A 25,491-nucleotide genomic window follows, 5' to 3' on the forward strand; every position below is an offset into this window, starting at 1 on the left:
AAGTCCGGATGGTTGGGCGCAATCTCTCCCAGGTCTTGAAAGCGATCCACCGTGGCCAGTGCCGTGCGCATCGAGGACACGGAGGCCGTGTGGCGCGGCTTGTACGAGGTGATCGCGACGATCAATGAAGAGCTCACCGAGATGACCGTCGCCTATGGCTCCAAGCTTCGACGTGTTGCGAAGCTTACACTGTCGGAGGAAGTCCGCTCTTGAGCCGGGCCGCTCAAATCGGATGGTGGCTTGAGCAGGTCAATGCTGCGCGGCGGGCCGTCGAAACGGCACGCGAGGAACGCGGGCGGCCACGGGTATCGAGGCCGATTGACGAGGAGCGCCAACCGAAAGCCAAGCGGGTTTCGTCGCTACCAAGTACGTCGTCTCAGGCAGACATTCGTGGCGCGACGATCTCGGGCGGACAGGACGAGGAGCGGCGTCGGTTGCTGCCGGCGGCGGCCAGGGGAGGCGCTGGCGGGCTGGCGGGGAACACCGGATCTGGGTCGCCGACGGCGCCAATCGCTGGAAATCTTTCGAGCAGTGGTGGAGCGCAGGGTGGTGGGGCTATCGGCCGTGCCCGGCAACTGGCGGCGGGCTATCAGCCGGCGGTCATCAAAGTGGTGTCCTACGCCCGGGGCGTCGCGCGCGTCACGGCAACGGGCCAGTATGTGCAGCGCGAGGAGGTCGCGCTTGAGACCCACGATGGGCGCATGCTTGGCGATCGTGAAGCTGTGGCCGACGAAATCAAGGTCTGGTCCACGAGTTTCGCGAAGCGTGCAGAGAGCCAGGACGTCGCTGCCATGCGCTTGAAGCTTTACGGGGTGCGCGACACACCGGCAGGGCGACAGACTTATGAGAAGGCGATGGTTGCCGGATTCGAGGGCCATCGCTATGCCTATCGTCTCGATGCGACACCGTCGGGCGAGCTGGAGGCGCGGCTCGTTGTGGCGATGGCTGGATCCCCCAAGGAGCGGTTGCGAGTCCGGGAGGAACGGGTTGGCAATGCGGAGGTTGGGTTTACTCAGCGCCGGCTCAATATCCGATCGGAGGCGACGGTGAAGGCGCGGATAGAGGCGGCGACCGGCCATCTGAGGCATGCCGTGAGCGTTGATCCAGGCCCCACCACCCACGGTCGAGACGGTGTGACCTATCGACTAAACAAGCTGATCGAGAAGGGCGCCGTGGTCGACGATCGTGGCAAGGTTTTGTCGAATGTCGCCGATGCGCGCGTCGCCGCGCGAGAATGGGGACCGTCGCTGCGGTCGCAGTCCGCGCGCGACACAATGCACCTGATCATCTCGGCGAAGACTGGGGCGGATGTCGCGGCTCTAACCGACGCCGTCCGCGCGTTCTTGCATGACCGGTTCGCCGACCACAAGTTCATGTTTGGCGTTCACACCGACAAGCAAGCCGACGGGCATATCCATGCCCACGCCATCATCACGGTGAGAAATGAATCCGGACAGAAGATCCATCCGGGCCGTGAGACGTTCCGAGAATGGCGCGAGGTGTATGCTCAGCACGCCCAGGCGCATGGGCTGAAAATCGTCGCCACTTCAGCGAAGGAACGGGCATCGTCGCAGAGTTACGGCCCGAAGGACAAGGCGATCGTCAACGTGGCCGAGCGGCCACGGCCGACGCGGGAAGCACGCGATCGCGCTTATGCGGCGGATCCTGCCAACCAGCGACTCATCCACAATGCCAGGAACCGAATCCGTGTCGCTCGGGCGAACCCCATCAAGCTTCCCGCCTCGAAGCCCGATCGTCGCGCGGTCAACGAAAGCGTCGCCGCCTGGCGAACTGTAGCGCGGGAACATCCGGACAATGCGCTGGCGAAGCAAATGTTTGAACGACTGGCGACGGCCCAGACGTTGGGCAATGTCCTCGACATGATCGGGAAACGAGTTGACCATCTTACAAAGGAGACTAACGGCATGGCGATCACATCGGCGCAGATGACGAAGGATCTTCGCCTCATGAACGAGGCGGTTTCGCGCACAAGCGATCTCCTCGATGGGGAGACCAAGCAACAGTTTCGAGAGGCATCGTCACGGTACCTTGACACACTCGCAAGCCGAATCGATCTCCAGCGCGCACAGGAGCGCGGCGCGCAGGAGCTCTCCCGTTCCGAAGTCGAGGCCATTGCAGGGGTCAATGCCGATCGCCTGATCGCGCGCGCTCAACAGGTTAGCCTGAAGGAACAGCGGGAGGCCGTCTCTGCGGAACGGATTGTCGATCGCGCCGTCGAGGCGGAGCGCCGACAAGAGGCCCGTGGCGGGATCGACCCGTCATCGCATCGCGAACTTGGTGCAGATCGGGCCATCGTCGCAAGCTCGCAGCAGTCCGCCGCCCGTGAGGCACACGAGGCTGCGGCCGCCATTGAGGCCTCGCGTGTGCTCGCCGATCATCCCGCACAGCCGTTGCCGCAGTCGCTGCTTCAGACCGATGCGATTGTGACGCTCCGATTGGAACAGGAAAAGGTGCTTCGAGAAATCGATGCTGAAAAAGCTGAAGTGCAGGCTACCAAGGGCCAGAAGATAATTTGACGATCGTGCCGCATATCGAAAGGTCACGCCGTAAGCGGGGATGGCTGTGCCTTGGCGACCAGCCGTCGCGCTCAACCTATATTTATGCGCCAAGATCGGACTGGGCGCGCACTGCGGGTGATGTATTCCGCGGACAATTCAGTGACACGGCCTTGGTCAGACCGCCCAGTTGGCTTCAGCAGATTGCCAGAGTTGATTTCAGCGGCCGGCCTATAGGCCACCACCGGCAACCTTGCGCGGCCGGCCTCCCTTGCGGCCGTTCTCCCGAGCCGCCGCCGCCTTGGCGCGCGAACGGGCTTGGCCGCCAGCCGTACCGAGCTGCGCGGCCATCCAGCGCTTTGAGCCAAACACACCTTGCAGCAGCGCCGGCACATACACATCAGCATCGAGCTTCGGCCAGTGCAGGCCAAGGCCGGCCGGGCTGATCTCGACCTCGGCAAGGTCGGCCGGCGAGGCATCAGCCAAACCTTCTGCTAGGCGCGGCGGGAAAGCGATCTGCACGCCGGTATTCAGGTTGACGACGATGCGGGCCGAGCGGCGATCGTAGCGCGCGGACACGGCAAAGCCGTTTTCCCGCAGCGCGGCCATCCGCTTTTCGGCTTGGTGAAACTCTTGCTCAGTAACGGCCATGAATTGTTCTCCATTCCGCACATAAGGTTGCCAGTGCGCCGGCCAGGTCATCCGCGATCCGGCTTAGCGCGGCCTGGTTGAATCCGAAGCTCTCCCGCAGCGCCGGCGGTCCATCGGGCAATCCAGGATGAACACCGCTTCGCCGGCCGCTCCCTTGACGTGGACGTGCGCGGGTCGATGATCGTTCGGGTAGATGACCACGCGCAAGCCATCGAGGCGTAAAACGGTCGGCATGGGTGATCTATACCAAAACCCAAGCGCTTAGGAAAGTCGAAATTGTCGCAAAAATCAGTCGCGGAAGTTTGAATTTGCGACCGACTTTTGTGACAGAAATTCCCCTGAAAAATCAGGGCCGGTGATTTTGTCGCGACAGCTTTTGGCTTTTGGCCCAAAAAGCTAACCCGCCGACGCAGACCACAATAGCCACACCACATGCCATGTAGAGGCTTGCCTCTGAGGCTCCCGGCGCGATTGTCGGCAGGAGATATATCGCAAGCCCGAATCCGCTTGTGAGCAGGGTCGTAAATGCCTGCACACGGCCAATCATACTCTAATCCACAGCGGTCAAAAGGTGGGGCGTTGGCCGCCGCTCGCGATACGCGCCGCTATCCCTGGTCCTGCCTTTTGCCGCGATCGCCAAGGCGATAGCCGCGATATGAACGCAGCAGTAAATCGTCTGCCATGCATGTCACAGCGCTCGCTTCGGTCAAGAAGCCCATGGCAGTGTTGGCACCAATGTGGGTGAGCTGCGCAGTGGCGACGGCCGTTGACACCGGCGGGCCTCGCGTGGACGATAAGGAAATTTAGTCATCCCCAAACTGCTCCTGCAAGGTGGCGAGCGCTGATAAAGCTTCTTCGAGCTTCGGCGATATGGACGCGGTGCGAGCTGATGCCGCCATTACATCGAAGTCGTCTCGTTGGGTACGCTCGGTAGCGGCCAGCAGGTCACGAATATTGCAGGTCTCGTCTTGCGGGGCGTTGGGCTCATCGCCGAGCGCCAAAACCTTTCGGGATTTCTTAACAGGGATCTTTTTCGCGGCGATCGGTGGCGCCGGACGGAAAGCAGCCTCGGCCGGAGACTTAACGCTGCCGCGAGCGTATTCCTTCTCCGGTGCAGGTTCAGGCCGTGGTGCCGTCTTTCTGCCGTTGCGTTGGAGCTGCGGAGGCTGAGCCTCGTCTTCGGCCGCCTCCAGGCTCGGCGCGGTGCTGATGGCGCCGCCGAGAATTTCGTCGTGCCATTTGCGCAGCGCGGGTAAGGTGGGCGGTCTTCCCTTACCTACCTCGAACAGCCGCCGATATGGCTGATCCTGATAGTGCCGGATCTTGGTAAGCTGAAAAGAACGCGAGTTCTTGACCATCAGGATCGAGGTCCGCGCGGACATCTCGCGCAGCTCGAGTGGACTGCGCAGCGGCCGCGGGGTGTAGTGTGGGGCCCATAGGCGCGGCGCGAAGATCCCCTGCCCCGGTCGCATCACCGGCGTCTTGTAGACCTGCGTCGTCTCGCCCAGCATCTCAGATACGAATTCCGAGGTCTCCAGATCGTTGATCTGGATGAAGAGCTTGATCTGCGAACCGGAGACGGTGGTGATGCGCTTGTTCTTGCCATAGAGCTCGTCGAGCTGGGCAATGTCCTGCATGACGATCGCCATGCGAAAACCATAGCCAGCGCTGATCGTGATCTTCGAGATGAGAGAATCCATGCGGCCGACGTGGTAGAATTCGTCAAGCATAAGCAGAACCTGATGTGGCTCGTCCTCGCCCGGGATTTTCACCATCATCAGGTCGTGGATCTGCTGGAACAGGATGCGGATCAGCGGTCGGAAGATCGACAACTCGGCGATGGTGCATCCGATGAAGATCGTCATCGGATGGCGCCTGAGCTCGCGGATGTCGAAATCAGATGTCTCAGTAGCGGCCGAGATCAGACCGTTGTTCCAAAGCGACATTGCCATGTTGACGTTGAAGACGGCCGAATTCCTGGTTTCCGGCTCCAGGGCGATATATTGGTTGAAGCTATCGACGACCCATGTCGGCAGGTAAAGGCGCTCGGTCTTCACGATGGCGCGCAGCACGGAGGAGATATCCTTACCCGTCGTCGTCATGCGCGCAACGCTGCGCATATGTTGCGCGCCAGCGACAAGCGGCGAGGAGAGCACGTAGCCGATCAGCGCTGAGAGCAGCAGCCGTCCGGCACCCGCCCAGGTATCGTCCGCCTTCTCCGGGATGACGAAGGAGGCCACGACCAGACAGTCGGTCGCCATCCGCTCGTCGCGCCGCACGAAGTCGAGTGGATTGTAGCGATGCGTGTCGTTCGAGCCAGGCGAAAACATAAAGACCTTGTTGCCCATTGTGCGACGGTGGTTCGCGAGCGCCTCGAAGTTCTCTCTCTTCGGGTCGAAGAAAACGGCCGAACCTTGCCAGAGATAGCCATTCGGCAGAACGAAACCCGTGCCCTTGCCCGAGCGCGACGGACCGACGACGAGAATGTGAGCGGGCTCGTCGGAGCGGATCGTGGCCCCGGCGAGCTTGCCGAGGATGATCCCTTGCTTTGTTGTCAGGCCCTGCTTCGCCGCTTCCAGCACGGTGCCGAAACGCGCTTCGCCAAAGGGCATCTGCCGGCGATTGACAGTCGCGAAAAGCCAGCCGGCGAGCCCCAGCACCACGACGCTGCCGGCGGCGCTGCCGGCGCGGATCAACGCCTCGACCTGCGTCTGCGGAAAGAAGACGCGCGCGTAAAAATGCTTCCAGGCGATCAGGAAAACGCCTGCGGTGCGATCATTGTTCTGCATGCGTAAGAGTGCCCAGCGGGTTGCGCCCTCGCTCGGGAAGCGGGCTGGCGCCCAGCGCGACGCTACAACGATTTCATAAGCCAGGCTCCACAGGAGCCAGAACCCGATGAGCGCCAGAAGGGCAACGCCGATCCTAAAGGCGACGACGCGTGCCATGGACGGCCTTCCTCTCACCCCTGCCTTCGCGCCACTCCGCCATGCGCGCGAAGTAGATGGCCGAGGTGCCGCGCCATCCGCCTATCTTTTGCTGCTGAATGACGATCGGGAGCACCGATTTGATATAGCCGACTATTTCCTCGCGCCTGAGGCCGAGGCCGGCCTGCATGACCATCAGGGCAAGCTGTTCAAACGCGCCGGCCGGGTTGTCGGCATGGACGGTGGTGATGCTGCCGGGATGGCCGGTGTTAATGGCACGCAGGAACGAATAAGCCTCGGCGCCGCGGATCTCGCCGAGGAAGATGCGGTCCGGTCTCAAGCGCATTGAGGCCTGCAACAGTGTCTCCACGGTGACGCGGGCCTCGCCCTGGTCGCCCTTCGAGGCAACGAGCGGCAGAAAGTTCTTCTGGATCGGTTTAACCTCGCGCGTGTCCTCGATTGTGATGATGCGCTCGTCGACAGGCACCTCCTTCAGAATCGCGTTGAGAAACGTGGTCTTGCCCGAGCTCGTGCCGCCAGAAAGCAGGATCGAATAGCGGTTGACGACAGCGAGGCGGATGAAATCCTCGATGCGGCCTGCGTCGAGATGCGCGCATAGGGCCTGGTCGACCTCGGACAACGCTCCGTCAGTCGTGGTCACAACCTTTTCGAAAGAGCCGAGCTTGCGGTAGTCGACGAGGCGCATTTCTTTGATGACCTGCTTGCGAATGGCGAAGGCCCCTCCCCCGGCCGTCGCCGGCGGCATCACACCTTGGAACCGCTCGCCTGTGGGAAGTGCTGCCGACAGAAGCGGGTGTTCTTCGTTGATGCTCTGGCCGGAGAACCCCGCGACCCGCTCGGCCAGATGCCGGATTGCCGTTTCGGTCATGTCCGGAACGTCATGATGCTCCATGGCGGATTGGCCGAAGCGCTCCACCCAGACCGCGCCCGGTCCATTGACACAAATCTCGACCACCTGATCGTCGTCGAGCCAGGGCCGGATGGGGCCGAGCGCCCTATCGAGAAAGATCGTCTGGTTTCGAGCCGGAACGTTCACGTTTGAGCTCCTGAAGCGCTTCCTTCACCGGATCGGGATAGAGTGCGGAGAAATCGAGGTCGCGCCTGACGAAGACGATGATCCGCGTGCCCTGGTCGAGGTAGATTGTCGGGGGGATGTTGATCGAGTTTTTCAGCGCCTCCTGCGCGATGTTGGTGAGGGTCTGCGAGACGTTCTGCGCGGCGATTTGGCGGGCCTGGAGCGCTTGTTGGTTCTGATTGGCGCCGGTCTGCGTCGTGGTGACCACACCGGTCACCGGATCGGTGGTGGTGATCGTCGTGCCGCCGGTGTTGGCGGTGTTTTGGCCAAGACCGCTCAGGAACTGGGAAAAACCCCCGACGACCGACAGCATGATCGCCGAACCAAACCGCTCGACATAGTGATTGTCGAGAAATCCGGCATTGCCGGCGCGGCCGAGATCGTCGGTGCCGGTCGATCCGAGTTGCACAAACACCCCATCCGACCGCAGCATCCGCGTCCAGACGATGAAGACGCGGGTCTGGCCCTGGGTGATGCCGGATTTGTATTCGCCGACGAGATGACTGCCGGCTGGAATAAGGATGCGCCGGCCGTCGAAGGACCAGACATTCTCGGTGGTCACCGCGCGCACCATGCCGGGAAGATCGCTTTGCACGGCGGTCTCGAGGACGCCGCGGATGAGGGTCCCCTGCGCCACGAGTGCATCGATGCGGTTGTTCTTGATCGCCTTCGCCACTTCGACACCCGCGTTCGCTACGGAGGCCAGGAACCGCCGGTTCGGGTCGTCCTCCTGCTGCCCCGCGCCGTCGCGCGCGCTGTCGCCCGGATTTGCTGTCCCATCGCTCGCAGCCGCATTGTCGGCGATCACCTGCGGCGCCCGCAGCCGTTCCCATTTGCGCCGCTCCGCCTCCTGGCGCTGACGCTCGAGTTCGGCCAGGCGACGGGCTTCGTCATCGTTTGGTGGCGCCACGACCAGCGGCGGCTCGGGAGGTGGCGGTGCCGGTAGGGCGATTGGTGGCGCGACCGGCGGCGGAGGCACAGTCGGTTCCGGGGCGGCCGGGGCCGCCGGAACAACAATTGTGCCCTGGTTGGTCCGTGTCTGCGGCGCTGCGAGCGACGGCGCGGGAAACTGTGTCGTGGTGAACTCCTCCTTGTCCGGCGACGTCATGTTCTTCGGCGTTCGCTGGAGCGACCCGTAGATCAGCCAGCCGGCGATCACGAGCGCGCCGACCGGCACGGCGAATTTCAAGATCCGGCCAAAGCCGGTCGAACCGCGCGCGACCGTCGTGGCGGCTGCGGCATCGAGCTCAAGCGAGCGATAGTCCTGCGGGCTCGGCATGGCGCCTCAGCCTCCCGTCGCGGGCGACGGCATTCCGACGCGCTGGGGAGCATAGGGCTCCAATCCGTTCGGCTCATCCACATTGGTGAGCCGCCGGTTGAAGATGCAGGTCGCAACGCTCCCGTTGCGTAGGGTCCATTGCCGGCTGACCTTATCGACGACGACATAGGGACCCTCGGTCCGGAAATTTGCCAGGCTCTCGTTGCGACCGCTGTCGACGATGTAGATCGCCGGCGTCTCGCCCTCGAAGCGGAACCACGTCTTGGTGCCGTCGTCGAAGACGGCGATCGGCTTGTTTGCCGACGAGCCCTTGTAGCCGTAGTCGCTGTTGGCATTGGCGATGTTGAGGGCCTTGAGGTTCGGGTTCGCCGCTCGTTCCTTAGCAGTCGCCAGCAGCTGCGCAGTCGCCTCGTCCTCGGGGTAGCGAAAGCGCACGACAAAGATCTGTGTCGCCGGCGGGCGGGTATTTGATCGCAGCAGGAAGGAGTAGATGCGCTTGTCGGTCACGACATTGAGGTTCGACAGCGCTTCCTTCTCGATCGGTTTGACGAAAATGATGTCGCCCTTGTGGTTGGGTTCGACCTTCCAGGCGGTCGAGTCGCCCAGCGCCAGAGTCTCGATCTTCTCATCGCCCTGCAACTCGATCATGGTCGAAGTGCCGAAAGTGGCGTCGATCGCGGTGACATTGTCCTTGTTGTAGACGACATCGCGGACGCGACTGTCGACGCGCCCGGGCTTCGGGATAGCCTCCGAGACAGCCGGTCCGACCCCGAGCCAAAGGATCAAGCCGACGACGATGCTGTCAGGGACAAAACGGTTCATTGCTGTGCCCCCATGGTTCCCGGGGACGGCGCTGTTTCCTGGTCGCGTCGGTACTCCAACACTTGAAAGCCGAGAGGATTGTCGAAGCGCCATTCATTGCGCATCGGCGCCGAGGTGTAGCGGAATCGCACAAGCGAGACCCAGTTCGCCGTGACGATGTTGGTGGCGGACTTGGTGTCGGTCGAGAAGCGTACCAATGCCGTCCGGTTGTTCGGGAAGGTTACCGATTTGATTGATACGGACACCACCGTGTTCGTGCCATTGATCTTGATCGGGTTCTGCGGGTTGGCGGGGGAATAGATCTCTGTCAGCTCGCGGGCGGCGTCGCCCGCGGCCAGCAGTTGCGCAAGGTCGAAATTGTCCTTGAGCGCCTTGGGGTCGTACGTCTCGCGCGCCTTGACGTAGCGTACCACATTGAAGGTAGTGACAGCCTCGTCCTGCGTCAGCGGCCCTTCTGCCATCGGCCGCTTGACCTCGACGAAGCCCGTCGCCTTGTCGACGACGACCATATACGGCTCATAGGTCTTGAGCGGCACGAGCAGCGCCAGCGTTGCGAGCGAACCGACCGCGACCACGGTCATCACCGCCGCGACGATCCAGGCGAGCGCTCGTGAATTGCGATTGCGCCGCGCGATGTCCTGCTCCCAGGTCATCCCTTCCGAATAATAGCGCGGGTCGACGCGTCGCTCCGCTATGGCTGCACTTGCCTGCGTCATGATGATGAAGATGTCCTGTTGTCACGGGCCGTTGGCGTCACGGCGGGATTGCTGATCTGGGCTGCAAGGCGCCGGAACTCCGGTGTCTCGGCCCAAGCGGCGGCCCTGAGGCCAACGCGTGCCCGCTGTCTCGCGGCGAGCTCCTCGCGCCGTGAGACCGAGGCCGGGTTGAAAGGATTGCGGAATGCCAGCCGGCCGCGGTTCGCAGCAAGCGCGGCCCGGGCGCCGGTGACGCTGGCGTAGAACCGACCTATCCGCGGTGCGCCGATCGGCACGCCGCCTGCGATCGCTGCCGCCACATTGTTAATCTGCGCGAGCAGGAGAATGCCGATGATGGCAAGCAGCACGACCGGGCCAATCGTTGCCCAGGTCGGGCTCTTGGTGTTGGCGACGCCGTTTAGCGTGTCAATCGTCTGCTGGATAAGGCTGACGTAAAAGGCGAGGAAGGCATAGACGAGGACCTGCACCAGAAAATACTGAACCAATGCGCTGAGCCAGCCCGAGAAGAACCGTGTGGTGACGCCGAACAGCAGGAGGATGATGAAGATCGGCGCTAAGGCGAGCAGCAGCCACATGAACATCTTCGACAGCATGATGAGGAACAGCGCAAAGCCGATCAGCACAGCCATCACGACGTAAAAGACGGCGGCAAAGATATAAGGTCCCCAATTGGTGATGCCGGCGTTCTGGAGGAAGGCCTCTGTCGCATTGTTCGTCGTGTCCCACATGTTCTGAAGCGCGTTCTGAACACCGTTTACGGAGGTAAGGTTCACCGCGGTGCCGGTGTTGTTGGCTGTGGTGACAGCGCTCAAGAGCGCATTGCCAATTGCGGAAGGCCCGTCGTTCATCAGGTTATAGACGAGCGTCTGGAAATCGTTCCAACTCGTCGCAAGGGCATAGATGGTGAAGGCCCGCAACAACCGAAAGGCATGATCGGCCGGCCCGCCGCTCGCCGTTCCCTGCCAGATGCCGACACCCCAGAAGATGACGTAGAGGGTGAGAAGCAGCCCGGCGACGCCCGTGCCACCGCCCGATGTCGCCGCGTTCGCGAGCGCCCGGTACGCGGTCGAAACGTAGTTTTGCCCGAGCTGGTCGACCGAATGGAGCAATGTGGTGATGCTGAACGACCCCATCCGCGCGCTCAGATCGGTTTCATCGGGCCGCAGCTGTCGGGCAACCGCAGCGGTGGCGGGAGCGCCGGCGCGGCGACCGGGGCGCCATATGCGAGCGGCGCGCCACTTTCATCCGAGGAGCACGGCGCCTTCAGAGGCTTATAAGCGCAGCCTAAGAGAGCTGCCGCCAGCGTGAGTGTGAGGGCCAAACCGATCGCAGCCTTCACTTTTTTGGCTCTTTCGGCTGGCTGAACGTCATGGCGTGCGAGGCGGCTTTCGCCGCATCATCCTGCGAGACCGGCCCGGCCGCCGTCGACGATGGGTTCGGCTGCTCGCGCGGCCTCCACACCGCCAGATATATAGTTTCGGCGATAAGGATTCCGGCAACGAGGAAGCCAATGGCTTGTTTTGACACATGTCCTCCGGTCGTTCTCTTGGAATTCAGGGTCGGGGAATTCAGGGTCGGGCTTTACTGCGTGAACTTCATCGCCCGCGCCGCGGCGGATTCGGCGGCGATACGGTCGAGGTTGGCCTGGTTGGCTGCCGCGGCGGCGGTGTTCACGACGCCATTCAGTTCATTGATCGTCTGGCCCGTCTGAACCTGGACCTGGGTGTTCTGGTCAACGCTGCCCTTGAGATCGGGGGCCTGGCCGATTTGCTGGCCACCTTGTGTGAAGGCCGCCGACCTCGTTTGCACTGCGGTCTGCGTCGACGTGATCAGCCCGGAGAGCGTCGCGGCAACATTGACGGAATTCTGGTAAGCCGTGTCGACCGGATGGGTCTGGCCTGCGGTGAGACCAGTGATGGTCTTGACCAGCTGCAGCCCATTGATCAGCGTCGAGACGATGTTCTGGGACCCCGGGCTCATCCCTGCAAACGATAGAGCACCGCCGGAGATGACGGAGCCGAGCGAGGGCGCCTGCGCCATCGAGAAACCGCCACCGAGCGCCATTTGGGCAAGGCTGCCCTGGGCGACGGAAGCGCGATCGCCGGTGACGGCCTGCAGTGTCTTTTGGGTGAATTGGAGGATCTGCTGATCTGCGGTGAGGATCTGCCGCGTGCTGGTCGCGATCTCCTGCGCCTTAGCAAGATTGGTATTGTCGATGACGGGCACTTGCGCACGGGCCTCGGCACAAATGAGACCGAAGAGTGCAGTGAGGACAAAGGCGAACGAGCGGGATATCGACATGGCGGGGTCCTAGCGTGCGGTTGCTTGCATGGCCGCGAGAGCGGCATTGACGTCGGTGGCGGAGAGAGCGCTCGGGGCGGGAGTGGCCGATTGGGCCGCGTTCTGGTTGCGTGCCAGGAAGAAGGCAACGTTGCCGGTGCTATCGGTGGCGCGTGCAGAGACGCAGGCCGGATCGGGCGGGGTCCCGGGCGGTGTGGTCGAGCAGAATGCCGGCTGACGGCAGGGGTCGGCTGCGGTACCCGATCCGGCCATTCCGGCTGGGCACAGGAGCCCGCTGACCGGCATCGATGTCCCTGGGCTCGAGCGCATGCCCATAGCTGCCCGGCTCATGTCGCTGGTTTGCGCGAGATTGGGCGCATTCAGCGCCGTCACCCAGAGATTGGCCGAGCCGATGGCGCTGTTCCAGGCGAGGTTGTTTTGCAGGCGCGCGGCGCTGTTCATGTCAAACGCGCCCATCACTGTTGGCGCCGTGCCGACCTGTTGACCTGCCGCCTGGAACATGGTTCGCGCGGCGCTGAGCGACTGACCGCTGGCATCAAGACCGGCGACCACATCGCCGCTCGATTTGAACAGCGACTGGCTGTTCAAGGCCGCCCCTCGCGCCGTCGCGTCGGGCGTTGCTGGCATATCCGGCGCATAGCCCTGGATCGCCTTGGCACCGGCGCCCGTCTGCGGCTGCAGGGTCGGGTCGCTGACATTGGCCTTCTTGCCGGTGGTCATGGCGCATTTGACGCCGCTGTTGGCGTCCTGGCGCTGCGTCGTGATCGGCACGAGATTTACCGTCGCGCTCGCGGTCTGCGAGTGTTCGGTAAGCTGCGCGGCATCGATGGTCGGAATATCCGCGCAAGCCGGCGCGGTGAAACTGCAGGTGGTTATAAGAGCGAAGGCGGCGAAAACTGCTTTCATCGCGTGGTCCTTCCCAGGAAGATCGGCAGCCAGACGGCCGGGTCATCGCCGACGCGCGCCCGCAGCGCCTCGAGCTCGGCCACGGTCTCCGTGCGTCCCGATAGAACCTTGATCAGGTCCGGCATGCCGGCGAGATTGAGCTTGGCGATGACGCTGTCGCGTCCGTGCTTGATCAGGAAGGATCGGCTTTCCGGAACCGTGCCGCGAATCCAGGCGACCTCGCGCTCCGATAGACGGAATGCGCGCGCGTAGCTCTCATCATCGGCCTTTGGATTGGGAAAGAACACGTTGGTGGCGGTCTGCTCGATCAAGGTGCTCGCCGAGCTCGAGCGCACGATGTCGGCGGCCGACTGCGTACCGAAGCCAATGATACCGTTCTGCTTGCGGATCGTCTTGAGCTTGTCTTTGATGAAGAAGGCGAAGACGGGGTCGTCGAGCAGGCGCCATCCCTCGTCGAGAAAGATCATCACCGGGTCTCCGGTAAGAAGCTCTTGCGTGCGATGGAAGATGTACATGAGCGCGGCGGTGCGTATGACCGGGTCGTCGAGCACCCGCGTCATGTCGAAACCGAAAATGCTCGAGAGGGAGAACTGATCCGTCTCGTTGTTGAAGAGCCAGCCGCGCTGGTCCGGTCGCATCCAGCTTTCCAGGCGCGCCAGCAGATCTCCCTCGCCCGCCCGGATGCGGCCGCGGAGCAATGTTGAGAATGCTTGCAATGTCCGACCGTCCGGACCGGCACTGAGTGCTGCCGCAATCGCGTTGCGGATGACTTGCTCCTCGGAGGCCGTGAGGTCGCCGCCATTCGCCGGCCGCAGCATGAAACCGAAGAGCTGGAACAGGAACTCCCGGTTCGGCGCTGTGTCGGGCATGGAGAGCGGATTGAACCCGGTCGGTTCTCCAGGCACCAGGACCTCGTATTGCCCACCCATGGCACGGATGAAGATCTCCGCTCCGCGATCCTTGTGACAAAGAGAAGTTTGGGACGCGGCGTGACGCGCTGTGACTGCGCCGAGATGAAAGACAGGAATACGGTCTTGCCGCTGCCCGAAGGGCCGACAACCGTGAAGTTGCCGAGGTCGCGGACGTGATGATTGTAGTAGTAGGCGGTCTGCGACGTCGTCTCGAACACGGAGATCGCCGGGCCCCAGTGATTGTTGTCCGGACGGCCGCTCGGATAGTTATGCAGAGAAACAAAACCGGCAAAATTCTTTGAGGAAATCACCGCCTTGCGGGCGATGTAGACAGAGTTACCGGGCAGCTGCGACCAGAACGCGGGTTCGCAGTTGAGATCCTCTCGCGTCCAGATCACGGAGCGGTCGGTGAGCGCTGCGCCAACGGCCGTGACAGTCGCGTCGACCTCGGACATGCTGCGTCCAAGGCACATCACCGTCATATGATGTTCGCCATAGATCGCCTCGGAGGCCAGGAGCTCGTCGCGGGCGTCGTCCAGGTGCTCGGCGACGATTGAACCCGCCTCGTCCGACATGTCGACCTGGCGGGCGACGCGGTCCACCTGTTTGGCCGCCTCGGGGCGATCGATGATAGCAAAACTTTGGCTGGCGATGAATTCGTGCGGGACGCGCAAGAGATTGTCGAAGGATCCGGGCCCGGTCTGCGCGGGATATTCACGAATTGAGATCATGGCGCCAAACCGCGTGTCGTGCGCGCCGGCGCCGCGGATCTCGATGGCGTTCTTGCCGAAGAAGACCCGTTTCATCGACAGCGCGTCGCTCAGCGCCATGCGCGGCAACAGCATCGGGCGAGGCAGGCCGCCGTTGACGATTTGCACGAGGAATTCCAATGGTTCCGAATGCCAGACGCCATCGCGCGAGACCACGCCAAGCTGACGGGCGCCGTAGGCGGCGAGGTTCTCCCGCACGGCGGTCGCGGCGTCGCGCAGTTCGGTCAAAGCCGTCTGCGCGGCGACAGTTTGGCCGGTCGCATCCGTTCGGCCGAGGAGTTTCGTCAACAAGGCGTCGAAGGTTCCGGCCTGGCCCTGAAGCGGCCTGCGGACGATCGTCAGATAAATGTCGTTGACGAACATCCGCCGCTGCGACAACGCCGCGTCGTAGCGTTCGTCGATCTCGCGGCAGAGCGCATTGTCGAAGGTGGACGCGATCCGCGGTTTGACCTCGCGCCGGATGATGTGGCCGACCAGGGCGAAGCGGGAATTCGCGAGCGTGCGGACAATGTCGTTACGGGCGAGAAGGCGAGCGTTGATCTCCGACATGTCAGCGGTCTCGAAGGAATAACCTTCGAGCTTGAGCACCGTCAGGACCAGGCCATCGCGTGTCTTGAGAACGTGATCGTCAACATGGCGGGTAAACGGGATGTGCGACGCGACCGGGCGCTCGCGCCGCGATACCGCGCCAAAGGTCAATTCATCGAGTAGCGCCCGCGCGACCATGCTGCCTCCTCATGCCGAATAGCTATCGGCGCCCCAGAAGGCGTGCGAACGTGGGGGACATCTGGTTGACTTGACGAAGAGGATTTCGAAGATCCGATCATCCCTCAGCGTCATCACATAGCCAAAGAGATGCAGCGGGATCGCAACCAGCAGCATCATGAGATCGTGCGAGAGGAGAAAGCAGACCGACGAGGCGACGCCGTTGAACATGAAATACATGTAAGGCACGCCCATAAGCGTCGGCGCGCGCGTCAAGGCCTTGACGAGCGGCGTGATCAGCGGTTCCTCGAGCTGGCGTTCGTCCATTGGATTTTCCTCACTGCCCGACGGCGGACTGGAAGAAGTCGACGATCTGGGCCGAGCCGAAGACGAGCACGATACCGAAGATCACGCTGCCGGCGATGCCCCAGGTGAGGCGGCCCGACCAGGCGAAGAAGCCGCAAGCAATCACGGCCAGGGTCGCCAGCGCAGTGGCAATCGGTCCGGTCAGCGCGGAGACGAGCTGCGTCAGCGTCGATTGAACCGGCTGCAATGTGCCGCCCGATTGGGCGACCGCCTGATTGGCCAGGACCAGGAGAAATGCGCCGGCTGGAATGGCTCGCTGGCGCAGCGTGTGTCGTAGTCGCATTTGTTGCTCCTTCATTGGACGTGCATCACGAAACCGTCGCTCCATTCGGAGGCGGGTGGTTGCTCGGCCTCCGCCGCAACCGGAGGCGCGAAATTTCTGGCTGGTTCGATCATGTCGGGTGTGCTTGCGGGGCTTTTGCGCGCGGGCGGGCGGGTGCTGCCTGCCGGATCGGGCCAGGCATAGAAATCGTTCATGACGTCGGCGACGAAGCGCACCGTCTCCGGATAGGGCGGTACGCCACGGCTTTTCTCAACTGCGTCCTCGCCTGCGTTGTAGGCGGCCAAAATGAACAATGGATTCCGGTAGCGCTCATGCAGCGCACGCAGAAAGCGGACGCCGCCGCGCACATTGGCTTCAGGATCGCAAAGGTCGACCTTGAACCGGCGGGCCGTGTCCGACGTCAACTGCATCAGGCCGTAGGCGCCCTTTTGCGAGAGCGCCGTCGAAACGTCACGGCTTTCGACCTTGGCGACCGATTGGACAAATTCTGGAGAGAAGGCTTCCTCGTTGGCGACCCGCAGCACAAGCGCCTTCGCCGCATCGATCGGCATTGCCACCGTGTTTTGACATGGGGACTGCGGCGCACCCGTGGCAGACTGCCCAACGACCTCGACCGGACGATCCAGGGGTGCGATGGGTTTGACGCGACCGTCGGCGTCCACGATCACGGTCATCGGCACCGTGGGTGAAGTGACCGTAACGGTCTGCGCCAGGGCAGAAACAGCGCTGGCCACTAGCGCACCCCCAACACACATGCTTCTGCACCGCATTTCGCCTCCCGCATCGATTAACTGTGGACAATATAATAGATATTGTTATGTTGGCAACAGCGAAACGAAGATTGAGCAAACTTGTTATGGGAGCCTTCATGCAGGGAGTCGGGGTTCACTTTGCGACCATCGCGGCGGGGCTCGTTTGCCTCGTCCCACCTCAGGCACGAGCCCAAGACGCCTCTTTCGGCTGGAAGGTCCTGCTGTGTGCCGCCGCCAGTGCGCCGAGTTGGTCGGGAATTCCCTACTGCGTCCCTGTCATGCATGAACTCTTCCGCAGTCTTGCCCATGGCGGCTCCTGGCCAACCTGCCCGGAAGGCAACGCCGGTGGCCTTGGCCACGAGCCCTACTATCCCTGCCCGGCCGGCATGACGGCGATGCGATCGGGATTAGATGGCAATGCCGGCTTGATTGCCTCGCCGAACGGCAACCTCTGCGCCGACACGAAGAAACCGAGCAACGTCTGCACATGGGGACGTGACAGCTCCTGCCAAGCGACTTATCCGACAATTCCCCGCCAGCCGCGCAGCGATCCCGACTACGTCGACATATCTACCGGCAACGGCGTGCAGCGATTCTATTTTTCGTTGAGGGGGTATTGATGCGCGGCGCGGCGGCGGCGCTTCTGACGGGTATAGCCATGGCTACGCCGGCGATGGCTCAGCCGGCGGCAAAGGGTTGGTTTCCGGTGCCGCCGACCGCCGTCTACCAGACTGGCGACAGCTGGACCGATGGCGAGACCACCTTTCGCCTGTACGGCGTGCAATCCTGCCTACGTGGCACGAGCCTCACCAATGCCCACGGTCTGAAACGCGATTGCGGTGAAGCCTCGCTCGCCATGCTCATCGCGCTCACCCGGGATCTGCGGCCGCAGTGCTACGACGCGGCGGAGGCGCCGCAGATGAAGACGATGTTCGTCTTCTGTGTCGCGACGCGCGCAACCGGCGCGGGCGCTGGATCACGCATCGATCTCGGCACCGCGCTGATCTCGACCGGCTATGCCTTCGCGGCATTCAATCCGCAGGGACAGCCGGTGCACGCGCCCTACTTCGTGGCGCAACTCGTTGCCGAGCGAGCCAAGGTAGGCCTCTGGGCCTTTGCCGATCTGCCGGATCCAAACGTGATTATTCTGCGCGCCCTCAGATCCCCGACCTCGACTTCAACATCAAAATCCCCTGCCGCAACAACCAGCCCGCCCCCGCGCTAACATCGACCTCGATCCCACCAAGGAGACCTGCTTTGAGAACGACGAACCTGTTCATCCTGCGCGGCCGCGTCGGCCAGGCGCCGAAGGCCTTCGGCAAAGCCGCGAAAATCAATGTTGCAACCGATCGGGCGTGGACCGACAGCAAGGGCAAGCGCCAGGAAGAGACCGATTGGGTCACGGTGACGCTGCTCAACGAAAAGGTCGCGGAGTGGGCGCTGGCCAATGTCGGCAAAGGCGACGCGATCTACGCCGAATGCCGTATTGCCGACGGCTCCTACAAAAAGGATGGCGAGACCGTCTACACGAAGGACATCATCGCCAACGCCTTCCACAAGCTCGATCTGGGCCATCCCGATGACGCAGAGATTTGATGTTGGCGCACGCATGACGTTGCTCGCGATGGCGATCGCGGTGTCCCCACAGGCGAGCGCCCAGTCGCCCTCGATCGGTTCGCCGGGCCTATATCGTCCCAACCAGGCTCTCCAATCGCCACCGTTACGGGTCGAGGTGCTCGACGGCACGCGGTTCCGCGATATCGAGACGACGGCGATCTATCGCCTCATTGGCATCGATACCTGTGCTCCCGATCAGACCGCACTGCTCGGCCGCCAGCCGTGGCCCTGCGGAACCATGGCAGCGGCGTGGCTGGTAAGGGCTACTTTGAACAAATGGGTTGCCTGCAACATCCTGCGCGAGGAGAACGGGGAGCATCTGGCCCGCTGCGCTGCTGCCGATCACGCCGATCTCGGCGCCGACATGGTGCGCGACGGGATCGCTGTCACGTCGCCGCCGACGAACCGCGATCCCGCAATCCGCGCCTACGCTTCAGCAGAGCAGGAAGCGCGAAAAGCCTACCGCGGCTTGTGGTCGAGCACCTTCCAGATGCCATGGGAGTTTCGCGCCAGTCCCGAGCGCCACGCCATAGCGGCAGTCAGCCGACGGGGCGCGCCGTGATGCCCCCGTCGGCTTTCCTCCCTTTCTGGATCGCGCTCGTCCTGGCGGGGTGCGCCCAACCCGTCGCGACGCCCGTCGTCGACGCGACGCTGCTGCCGGCGACGGATCCTTTGTATCGACCTGAACGGGTTCAGCCCGGGCGGCTCGAATACGCCCCGGATGGTTCGACCTTCGCGCCGGTTCTGACGGAGCGCTTTGCCTACCCTACCCAGCCGCAAGCCAACGACGCCTATCGTCGGCTCGTCGTCCTGGCTCCAGGCGCCTCGCGCCCCTACCCCGCCTCAATATGGCTTTTCGGCTGCAAGCCTGGCGCTCTCGACGCACAGACAGCGCGCGTAACACGCTATCGCGGTCCAGTCGTCCACTGTGCCACGGATTTTCTCGACCCATCGGGGCGACGTGTCAGTCGCGAGACAGTGAACTTCTACTATTACCGCTCGGCCTGGAACATGCAGCCGGTCCATCCGCCGGTCACCGCCGTTCCCTGGCAAACTGGAGAGCGCTCGCCCAAGGACAGGTGGTGGTGGGTGCCCGGCCGAAGCCGCTACGAATAGCAACGATGCGATCAAGCCGGATGCTGCATGATGGGACAACCGAGAAAATATTATATTAGATGTCAAAATGAAAACATATGAAACTCGTCCGAGGACCTTCGACCGCTTTGCCGTGACGATCGTCGCCGCTGCGCTGGTCTCGCTTGCGTCAACATCATCAAGTAGCGCCCAGGAGCGAACGCCCGACCCCTCCGCCTGGCGCAACGTTTCCTATGCAGACATGCAACGGCCATCCGCCGATACCGCAACCTATGCTGGCATCTGGAAGGATGCGATCGAAGCCAACAACCGCGCCTATGTCGCTCGCGGCGATACGCGATTTGCGGGCGCCAATGCGCCGGCGGTCGAGGCGCATTTTGTCATCTGGAGCACCAAACGGTCCGTGGTCTTTAGTGTCCTCGATACCGCGACGGGTTGCACAGCCAAGGGCGTGCCTGCCGCCGGCGTGGCCGTAAAGCTCTGCCCGCTGCGCATCGCGATCTACGATGGTCTGCTGGTCCGCACGCTGGAGGGCGGGCGCGCCTGCTTCCTTGAGATCGAGCCGAAGGTGGTGGGCGGCGATCCCGTCGGTTCGGGCTCTTACGTCTCCTATGACATCAAGACCAAGACGCTGAAGACCGGCACGATCGTCGCCCATCAAGCTGTCGAGGGCTGCTCGCTCACGCTCACGCTCCCGCCTCTGTGACCTTGGCCATGGTTCATCTCTCTCTCACCCTACCTTCAGGAGTGTCGTATGACCCGCCCCCCCATCATCGAACTTGCCCTGGCATGCGCGGTCGCACTCATGCCCACCGCGCCGGCCAAGGCCGCCGGTGCCACGTTCGCCTACAAGATCTCCTACCGAAACATCGCCAAGGATCCTGACGGCGTTTGGGCCGGGCCCGCTTTGACGCCGCCATCGATCGGGACCGTCACCATCCATGAATACACGTTGAAGTCAGCACAAGGCGACTGGCTGATATCCCAAATCTGGAACGCTGATTGTGGTTCGGCGACCTGTCCGACACGGCTGGTTCGGACATCAGCCGACGGGAAGAAGACCGTCGTGGTCGACGACATGATGCATCAGGTGGTCCCGCCGGATGATCCACGTTTTGCGGCTTTGCCGAAATCGGAGGCGCAGGCGGCCTTCGCAAGGGCTCCCTTTCTTCTGAGCGCCGACGGCAAGGAGCTTTTGAACGGCGATTTGAGGTTCGAGATAGGCGGAGAAAAGCCATGAGCACGCGAACCGCTCTCCGGCAAATCCTGTTCGACGCCGGCCTCATTCTCTCGCTGTCGGCCGCGGCCGCCTTCGCCGGGCAATCGGCCGCGAGCCTCGTCGACGCGGGGATGCCGGCGAATTGCGCGAAGTTCGCCGCCAGGGTCTCCGGCAGCGAGGGCAATTTCGGAACGACAAACCAATACGGCTGCCTCGGCGCCTTCCAGTTCTGCCCCGGTACGTTCGAACGCTACTACAGCGGTAGCGCACAGAGTTTTCTGGACAATCCATCTGCGCAGACAGCGGCGTGGACGAAATACGAACAGGATTCCTGGGCTCAGGCGCAGAAGAATGGCCTCGTCTCCCTCGTCGGCCAGCAGGTTTGTGCGGGCGGCCAATGCGCAACGATCGACCAATCGGCGATCCTGATGGCCTGCCAATTCGGCTGCGGCGCCAAGGGCAAGCTTGCCAACTATGCGGCGGGCGGCGACTGTAGTGCCCGCAATGTCAAAGACGGTAATGGCGTCAGCGTCTGTTCCTATCTGGTCCGAGGCTCGGGTTACGATGTATCCTGTTTTACCGGTCAACAATTGTGCGCTCAACCGCAGATAGGTCCTGGCGACTTCCCGACCCCGACGGGTATCGCGGCCAATGCGCCGACCCCCGCCAGCGCGTCGATCGTCGTCGCGCCGAGCGATGTCTGACCAACGAGTTGAGGTAATTTTCGTCAGTTCGACTCGGATTCATCGCGCAGGATGAATTCCGAGAACGCTGCAAGCTGCTCTTCCACCGGTGCGCAGAGGTCGCCGCCGCGATAGTGGGCATGGACCAGAGCCCAGAAGACGACTTCGTCAGAAAGTCCGGCAAACAGGGCCTTTAAAAGAAGGCGGCTGATGATCGCCACCGCCCGCGGGGGGTCGTAACGGGATCTCAGTTCGCCGGCGAGGGTTTTCGTATCGGCAATTCGGATCAAAGCCGGTTCTCCTCTTGCACTATTCTTGGGTTACGCTGCCGCCGGCAGCGGTGCACCTGGCCGAGGTCGTTCTCTCGAAGTAGTTCTCATGGATCGCACGGATGCCGCCTCTCCTACATTCTACGGGTGTCAAAATCAGGCTCGCCCAAGCTAATAGCGACGACATCCCGTCCGGCTTTCCGTAGCGAAACGGCGCGGGCTGTCAGGGTATCAGTTTCGGAAGGCCGAACCTGGGAAAGGCGCCTTGAAACAAACATCTCGGCAATTTCTGTATATTGTGGTGCGACGGTCAGCGCAGGAAGCGCTTTTCGTCCGCCTTGACCTTGTCCATTTTCTGTAGCCGGAAGATTTCCTCGACCGAAACGATGTCTTTATGGACGTTCTGCACCCCGCCATCGGCAATGATCCGTCGGAAGGCATCCTGCATTGCGGTGGTTGCGGCGCGGATCCCGTAGTTGCCATAGATCGTCATTTGGATGTTGGCGAGCGCGCGGATCCGAGTCCCGTCGAGTTCCGGATAGGCGTTGGGCACGATCACAAGCGGGACGATGCCCTTCCAGGCGCGGGAAAAGCTTTCGATCTCTGCCGGGTCCTTTTTCTTAGAATGGATCAGGATCATATCGGCACCTGCCTCGACATAGGCCATGCCGCGCTTCAGGGCCTCCGCTTCGCCCAACCCGGCAATCAGGGCTTCCGTGCGGGCAATGACGAGGAAATCCGGGTCGCTGCGGGTGGAGACCGCAGCTTCGATCTTGCCCTGGAATTCCTCAATACGTAGAAGTTCTTGGCGCCCATCGGCGGCAAGGCTGGTGACTTTGGGGAAGGTCTTGTCCTCGATCACTACGGCGGCCGTGCCCGCCATTTCGTATTCCCGGATGGCATGGATGACGTTCACGGCGTTGCCGTAGCCCGTATCGATATCGGCGACGATCGGCAGCGAGGACTGACCGGCGATCGCCCGCAGCATATCGAGATGCTGGGTCATCGTGATCAGGCTCATATCGGCAAGACCGTAAAGCGCCGAAAGCTCGAAGCCGGAAGCCCAGAGGCCATCGAAGCCGGCCTCTTCGGCCAAGATGGCCGACAGAGGACTGTGAGCGGCCATAATGTGAACAAGGCCGCGTTCGGCCATGCGGTCACGCAGTTGCTTTGCTTTGCTCATAGATACTCTCACTTTCTGACAGGGCTTCGCAGGCTACAAGAATGCGGTCGCAGGCATGCTGGAGATCCTCGATCGACGCGGCGTAGGAAATGCGGATATAGGGTGAGGCCATGAAGCCGCTGCCCGGCACAACAGCGACGCCGAAATGCTCCAGAAGATACATGGCGAAAGCCATGTCGGACTCGATCACCTTGCCCTGAGGACTTGTCTTGCCGATCACACCGGCGCAATTGACGAAGACATAGAAGGCGCCATCCGGGGTCCGGCATTTGAGGCCTTGGGCCTCGTTAATCTTCTCGACGACGAGATCGCGGCGCTTGCGGAAGCTGGAGACGAAATCGTCGATGTAGTCCTGGTTGCCACCGATCGCTTCGATCGCTGCATATTGCGAGATCGAGCTGGTGTGGGACGAGGTCTGCCCCTGAATCGTGTTCATCGCCTTGATCAGATCCTTCGGCCCGGCGCCGTAGCCGAGGCGCCATCCGGTCATGGCGCTAGACTTGGAAACGCCGTTGACGGTCAGCGTCCGGCCGATGAGGTCTGGCGCGGCTTCGGCCATCGTGGCGAAACGCACGCCATAAACGAGTTTTTCGTAGATATCGTCTGCGAGCACATGAACTTGAGGATGGCGGCGCAGAACGACGGCGAGCGCTGCAAACTCGGCCTTGGAATAGACCGCACCGGTCGGATTGTTGGGCGAGTTCAGCATCACCCACTTGGTGCGCGGCGTGATCGCCGCCTCCAGATCTTCCGCCTTCAGTTTGAAGCCGAAACGTTCGTGGCAGGCGACGCGAACCGGCTCGCCGCCAGCAAGCCGCACCATGTCGGGATAGGACACCCAGCAGGGCGTCGGGATGATGACCTCGTCGCCCGGATCGAGACTGGCGAAGAGCGCATTGAAGACTACCTGCTTGGCGCCGCAGCCGACGGTGATCGCGTCGATGTCGTAGTCGAGGCTGTTGTCGCGCAGCAGCTTCTGACGGATCGCCTCACGCAGCGGCTTGACGCCGGCGACAGGCGTGTAACGCGTCTTGCCCTCACGAATGGCAGCTATTCCAGCTCTTTGCACCACGTCGGGCGTGTCGAAATCCGGTTCGCCCTGGCTGAGCGTAATGACATCAATGCCCTTCTCGCGCAGGGCGGCGGCAGCGGCCGTCATAGCCTTGGTCTGGGAGGGACGGACGGCTTGTAGTCTTTTGGCGATGAGTGACAATACAACTCTCCTCGAAGCACCGGGTTTGTCCCAGAACTAACCAAGGTAACCGCAACTGGCCAATTGCGGCATCGCGTAAAACGAGGCTAACGATCGCATTTCTCGATGGAATCAGACGCGCGCGACCTATTTGGCTGGGACTTCTTCCTCCGTCATTTTGCGGCAAAGTCGGGTCAGCCAACGGCAAAAGGCGCGGGCGACATCCGGGTTGTCGCTGCGATCGATCGCAGAGGCACGATACTGCATGCCGCTTGGCGCGCGTGACCCGGGAAGCACTTCCAGGAGGCCCTGCCTGATCAGCTCCGCGACGACGATGTGCGGCGTCACCAGCAAGGTCTGTCCGGTGGTTACCGCAGGCAGGGCGAGATAGTGATGATCGTAGCGGGCGCCTGAGGTGATATCGGATGTCTTCAGGTCCATTCCGCGCAGCCATGTGGGCAGGATGTCGGGCCGGGACGTCACCGCAATAACCGGGGTGCTCCGCAAGGCCTTGAGGCCTCGGCCGGCGACGCAGTCCGGGGCACCGACGCAAACGAGCTGCTCGTCGTAGAGATCCCAGCGATCCGCCGGTTCGCTCACGGTCAGGTCCCGGGTCAGGAGCACATCGAAACTGTCGTCCGAAGCGGGGGCCGACAGGGTGCTGATCACGTCAACCGTGACGCCGCCCATTTCTTTCGAGAATTCGTGTAGATTTGGGATGAGGACCGTATAGGCGAAGGTGGACAGCGACGTCCGTACGACGAGACGATTGGCGTCCTTCCTGTCGTTGCGGCGCATCCGCTTTGCGGTGAAGAGGATCGTATCGAGCGGCTCGGCGACGGCATCGGCGAACAGTCGTCCGAAGTCGGTTAGCTGGCTTTGGCGACCGCGGCGCTCGATCAGCTTTGCCCCAAAGTATTCCTCCAGCACCGCAAGATGGCGGCTCACCGAGCTCTGGGTGATGCCCAGCGTTTTCGAGGCCCGGGTGACGCTGTTGTCGCGTGCGACCTGCACGAAAGCCCGAACAGCATTGAGCGAAAGATCTTTGCTATCTGCCATGGCCGGTCTTAGCCGCCTTCCTGAGATTCATCCAAAAGAGCGCGTTTGTTATCGCATTATTCGATGATTGTCATGCTTTTGTAGCATATGAGGATGAGTAATCCCGCTCGTTCTCGCCGGGCACCGAGAAGTGCCCACGGACGTAGAAAAGAGATTCCACAGCCCGAAGCGACATC

27 protein-coding genes and 2 pseudogenes are annotated in these 25,491 nt (G+C 62.3%); 10 read left to right on the forward strand and 19 right to left on the reverse strand.

The window, feature by feature from the left end:
- Positions 1-51 precede the first annotated feature (51 nt).
- Complete coding sequence (locus AC56QX_RS37480; RefSeq protein ID WP_497118798.1) at positions 52-213, forward strand: hypothetical protein; 162 nt, start codon at positions 52-54, stop codon at positions 211-213.
- Positions 210-2,537: a relaxase/mobilization nuclease domain-containing protein gene (locus AC56QX_RS37485; protein ID WP_497118799.1), complete on the forward strand. Its 2,328-nt coding sequence runs from the start codon at positions 210-212 to the stop codon at positions 2,535-2,537. The genes AC56QX_RS37480 and AC56QX_RS37485 overlap by 4 nt, the downstream gene beginning before the upstream one ends.
- A gap of 210 nt (positions 2,538-2,747) precedes the next feature.
- Here the strand turns inward: AC56QX_RS37485 and AC56QX_RS37490 are convergent, their stop codons facing one another.
- From AC56QX_RS37490 to AC56QX_RS37560, 15 genes and pseudogenes are all read right to left on the reverse strand, one after another.
- Positions 2,748-3,167: a DUF2442 domain-containing protein gene (locus AC56QX_RS37490; RefSeq protein WP_258580803.1), complete on the reverse strand. Its 420-nt coding sequence runs from the start codon at positions 3,165-3,167 to the stop codon at positions 2,748-2,750.
- Positions 3,154-3,401 (reverse strand): annotated as a pseudogene (locus tag AC56QX_RS37495) (DUF4160 domain-containing protein). The gene AC56QX_RS37490 and the pseudogene AC56QX_RS37495 overlap by 14 nt, the downstream one beginning before the upstream one ends.
- A 569-nt stretch (positions 3,402-3,970) precedes the next feature.
- Positions 3,971-5,863: a type IV secretory system conjugative DNA transfer family protein gene (locus tag AC56QX_RS37500; RefSeq protein ID WP_497118800.1), complete on the reverse strand. Its 1,893-nt coding sequence runs from the start codon at positions 5,861-5,863 to the stop codon at positions 3,971-3,973.
- Between the two features lie 226 nt (positions 5,864-6,089).
- Positions 6,090-7,148: a P-type DNA transfer ATPase VirB11 gene (gene virB11, locus AC56QX_RS37505; protein WP_497118801.1), complete on the reverse strand. Its 1,059-nt coding sequence runs from the start codon at positions 7,146-7,148 to the stop codon at positions 6,090-6,092.
- On the reverse strand, positions 7,108-8,466 hold the full coding sequence (virB10, locus tag AC56QX_RS37510) for a type IV secretion system protein VirB10 (RefSeq protein WP_497118802.1): 1,359 nt from the start codon (positions 8,464-8,466) through the stop codon (positions 7,108-7,110). The genes virB11 and virB10 overlap by 41 nt, the downstream gene beginning before the upstream one ends.
- 6 nt (positions 8,467-8,472) lie before the next feature.
- On the reverse strand, positions 8,473-9,288 hold the full coding sequence (gene virB9 / locus AC56QX_RS37515) for a P-type conjugative transfer protein VirB9 (RefSeq protein WP_497118803.1): 816 nt from the start codon (positions 9,286-9,288) through the stop codon (positions 8,473-8,475).
- A complete protein-coding gene (locus AC56QX_RS37520; protein ID WP_497118804.1) occupies positions 9,285-10,004 on the reverse strand; it encodes a VirB8 family type IV secretion system protein in 720 nt (239 codons plus the stop codon). Before AC56QX_RS37520 ends, virB9 begins: the two co-directional genes overlap by 4 nt.
- On the reverse strand, positions 10,001-11,137 hold the full coding sequence (locus tag AC56QX_RS37525; RefSeq protein ID WP_497118805.1) for a TrbL/VirB6 family protein: 1,137 nt from the start codon (positions 11,135-11,137) through the stop codon (positions 10,001-10,003). Before AC56QX_RS37525 ends, AC56QX_RS37520 begins: the two co-directional genes overlap by 4 nt.
- Positions 11,138-11,339: 202 nt before the next feature.
- Positions 11,340-11,531: a hypothetical protein gene (locus AC56QX_RS37530; protein WP_475461709.1), complete on the reverse strand. Its 192-nt coding sequence runs from the start codon at positions 11,529-11,531 to the stop codon at positions 11,340-11,342.
- Between the two features lie 54 nt (positions 11,532-11,585).
- Positions 11,586-12,305, reverse strand: a complete 720-nt coding sequence (locus tag AC56QX_RS37535) for a type IV secretion system protein (RefSeq protein WP_497118806.1) — start codon at positions 12,303-12,305, stop codon at positions 11,586-11,588.
- 9 nt (positions 12,306-12,314) lie between these two features.
- Positions 12,315-13,211: a hypothetical protein gene (locus AC56QX_RS37540; RefSeq protein WP_497118807.1), complete on the reverse strand. Its 897-nt coding sequence runs from the start codon at positions 13,209-13,211 to the stop codon at positions 12,315-12,317.
- A pseudogene (locus tag AC56QX_RS37545) lies at positions 13,208-15,618 on the reverse strand (VirB4 family type IV secretion/conjugal transfer ATPase). The gene AC56QX_RS37540 and the pseudogene AC56QX_RS37545 overlap by 4 nt, the downstream one beginning before the upstream one ends.
- A gap of 9 nt (positions 15,619-15,627) precedes the next feature.
- Positions 15,628-15,924, reverse strand: a complete 297-nt coding sequence (locus AC56QX_RS37550; protein ID WP_497118808.1) for a VirB3 family type IV secretion system protein — start codon at positions 15,922-15,924, stop codon at positions 15,628-15,630.
- 10 nt (positions 15,925-15,934) lie between these two features.
- Positions 15,935-16,246 (reverse strand): TrbC/VirB2 family type IV secretion system protein, encoded by a 312-nt coding sequence (locus AC56QX_RS37555; protein ID WP_497118809.1) that lies wholly within the window; start codon positions 16,244-16,246, stop codon positions 15,935-15,937.
- Between the two features lie 11 nt (positions 16,247-16,257).
- On the reverse strand, positions 16,258-16,980 hold the full coding sequence (locus AC56QX_RS37560) for a lytic transglycosylase domain-containing protein (RefSeq protein WP_497118810.1): 723 nt from the start codon (positions 16,978-16,980) through the stop codon (positions 16,258-16,260).
- A gap of 107 nt (positions 16,981-17,087) precedes the next feature.
- Between AC56QX_RS37560 and AC56QX_RS37565 the strand changes: the two genes are divergently transcribed.
- From AC56QX_RS37565 to AC56QX_RS37600, 8 genes are all read left to right on the forward strand, one after another.
- On the forward strand, positions 17,088-17,618 hold the full coding sequence (locus AC56QX_RS37565) for a hypothetical protein (RefSeq protein ID WP_497118811.1): 531 nt from the start codon (positions 17,088-17,090) through the stop codon (positions 17,616-17,618).
- Positions 17,618-18,223 carry a thermonuclease family protein gene (locus tag AC56QX_RS37570; protein ID WP_497118812.1) on the forward strand — a complete coding sequence of 202 codons (606 nt, stop codon included), beginning with the start codon at positions 17,618-17,620 and terminating at the stop codon, positions 18,221-18,223. Before AC56QX_RS37565 ends, AC56QX_RS37570 begins: the two co-directional genes overlap by 1 nt.
- Positions 18,224-18,255: 32 nt before the next feature.
- A complete protein-coding gene (locus tag AC56QX_RS37575; protein WP_497118813.1) occupies positions 18,256-18,594 on the forward strand; it encodes a single-stranded DNA-binding protein in 339 nt (112 codons plus the stop codon).
- A gap of 13 nt (positions 18,595-18,607) precedes the next feature.
- Positions 18,608-19,177, forward strand: coding sequence for a thermonuclease family protein (locus AC56QX_RS37580; protein ID WP_497118814.1), 570 nt, complete (start codon positions 18,608-18,610; stop codon positions 19,175-19,177).
- Positions 19,177-19,731: a hypothetical protein gene (locus tag AC56QX_RS37585; RefSeq protein ID WP_497118815.1), complete on the forward strand. Its 555-nt coding sequence runs from the start codon at positions 19,177-19,179 to the stop codon at positions 19,729-19,731. The genes AC56QX_RS37580 and AC56QX_RS37585 overlap by 1 nt, the downstream gene beginning before the upstream one ends.
- A 67-nt stretch (positions 19,732-19,798) precedes the next feature.
- Positions 19,799-20,416: a hypothetical protein gene (locus tag AC56QX_RS37590; RefSeq protein ID WP_497118816.1), complete on the forward strand. Its 618-nt coding sequence runs from the start codon at positions 19,799-19,801 to the stop codon at positions 20,414-20,416.
- A gap of 48 nt (positions 20,417-20,464) precedes the next feature.
- Positions 20,465-20,950: a hypothetical protein gene (locus AC56QX_RS37595; RefSeq protein WP_497118817.1), complete on the forward strand. Its 486-nt coding sequence runs from the start codon at positions 20,465-20,467 to the stop codon at positions 20,948-20,950.
- The gene (locus tag AC56QX_RS37600; protein WP_497118818.1) at positions 20,947-21,633 is read left to right on the forward strand and encodes an acyltransferase; all 687 of its coding nucleotides are present in this window, start codon (positions 20,947-20,949) and stop codon (positions 21,631-21,633) included. The genes AC56QX_RS37595 and AC56QX_RS37600 overlap by 4 nt, the downstream gene beginning before the upstream one ends.
- Before the next feature lie 23 nt (positions 21,634-21,656).
- Here the strand turns inward: AC56QX_RS37600 and AC56QX_RS37605 are convergent, their stop codons facing one another.
- From AC56QX_RS37605 to AC56QX_RS37620, 4 genes are all read right to left on the reverse strand, one after another.
- Positions 21,657-21,902, reverse strand: coding sequence for a hypothetical protein (locus AC56QX_RS37605; protein ID WP_497118819.1), 246 nt, complete (start codon positions 21,900-21,902; stop codon positions 21,657-21,659).
- A gap of 289 nt (positions 21,903-22,191) precedes the next feature.
- A complete protein-coding gene (locus tag AC56QX_RS37610; protein ID WP_497118820.1) occupies positions 22,192-23,064 on the reverse strand; it encodes an isocitrate lyase/phosphoenolpyruvate mutase family protein in 873 nt (290 codons plus the stop codon).
- Positions 23,039-24,223, reverse strand: a complete 1,185-nt coding sequence (locus AC56QX_RS37615) for a pyridoxal phosphate-dependent aminotransferase (protein WP_497118872.1) — start codon at positions 24,221-24,223, stop codon at positions 23,039-23,041. The genes AC56QX_RS37610 and AC56QX_RS37615 overlap by 26 nt, the downstream gene beginning before the upstream one ends.
- A gap of 180 nt (positions 24,224-24,403) precedes the next feature.
- Positions 24,404-25,315, reverse strand: coding sequence for a LysR family transcriptional regulator (locus tag AC56QX_RS37620; protein ID WP_497118821.1), 912 nt, complete (start codon positions 25,313-25,315; stop codon positions 24,404-24,406).
- Positions 25,316-25,491: the final 176 nt, after the last annotated feature.

The organism is Mesorhizobium sp. RCAM 06353 (assembly GCF_059683585.1).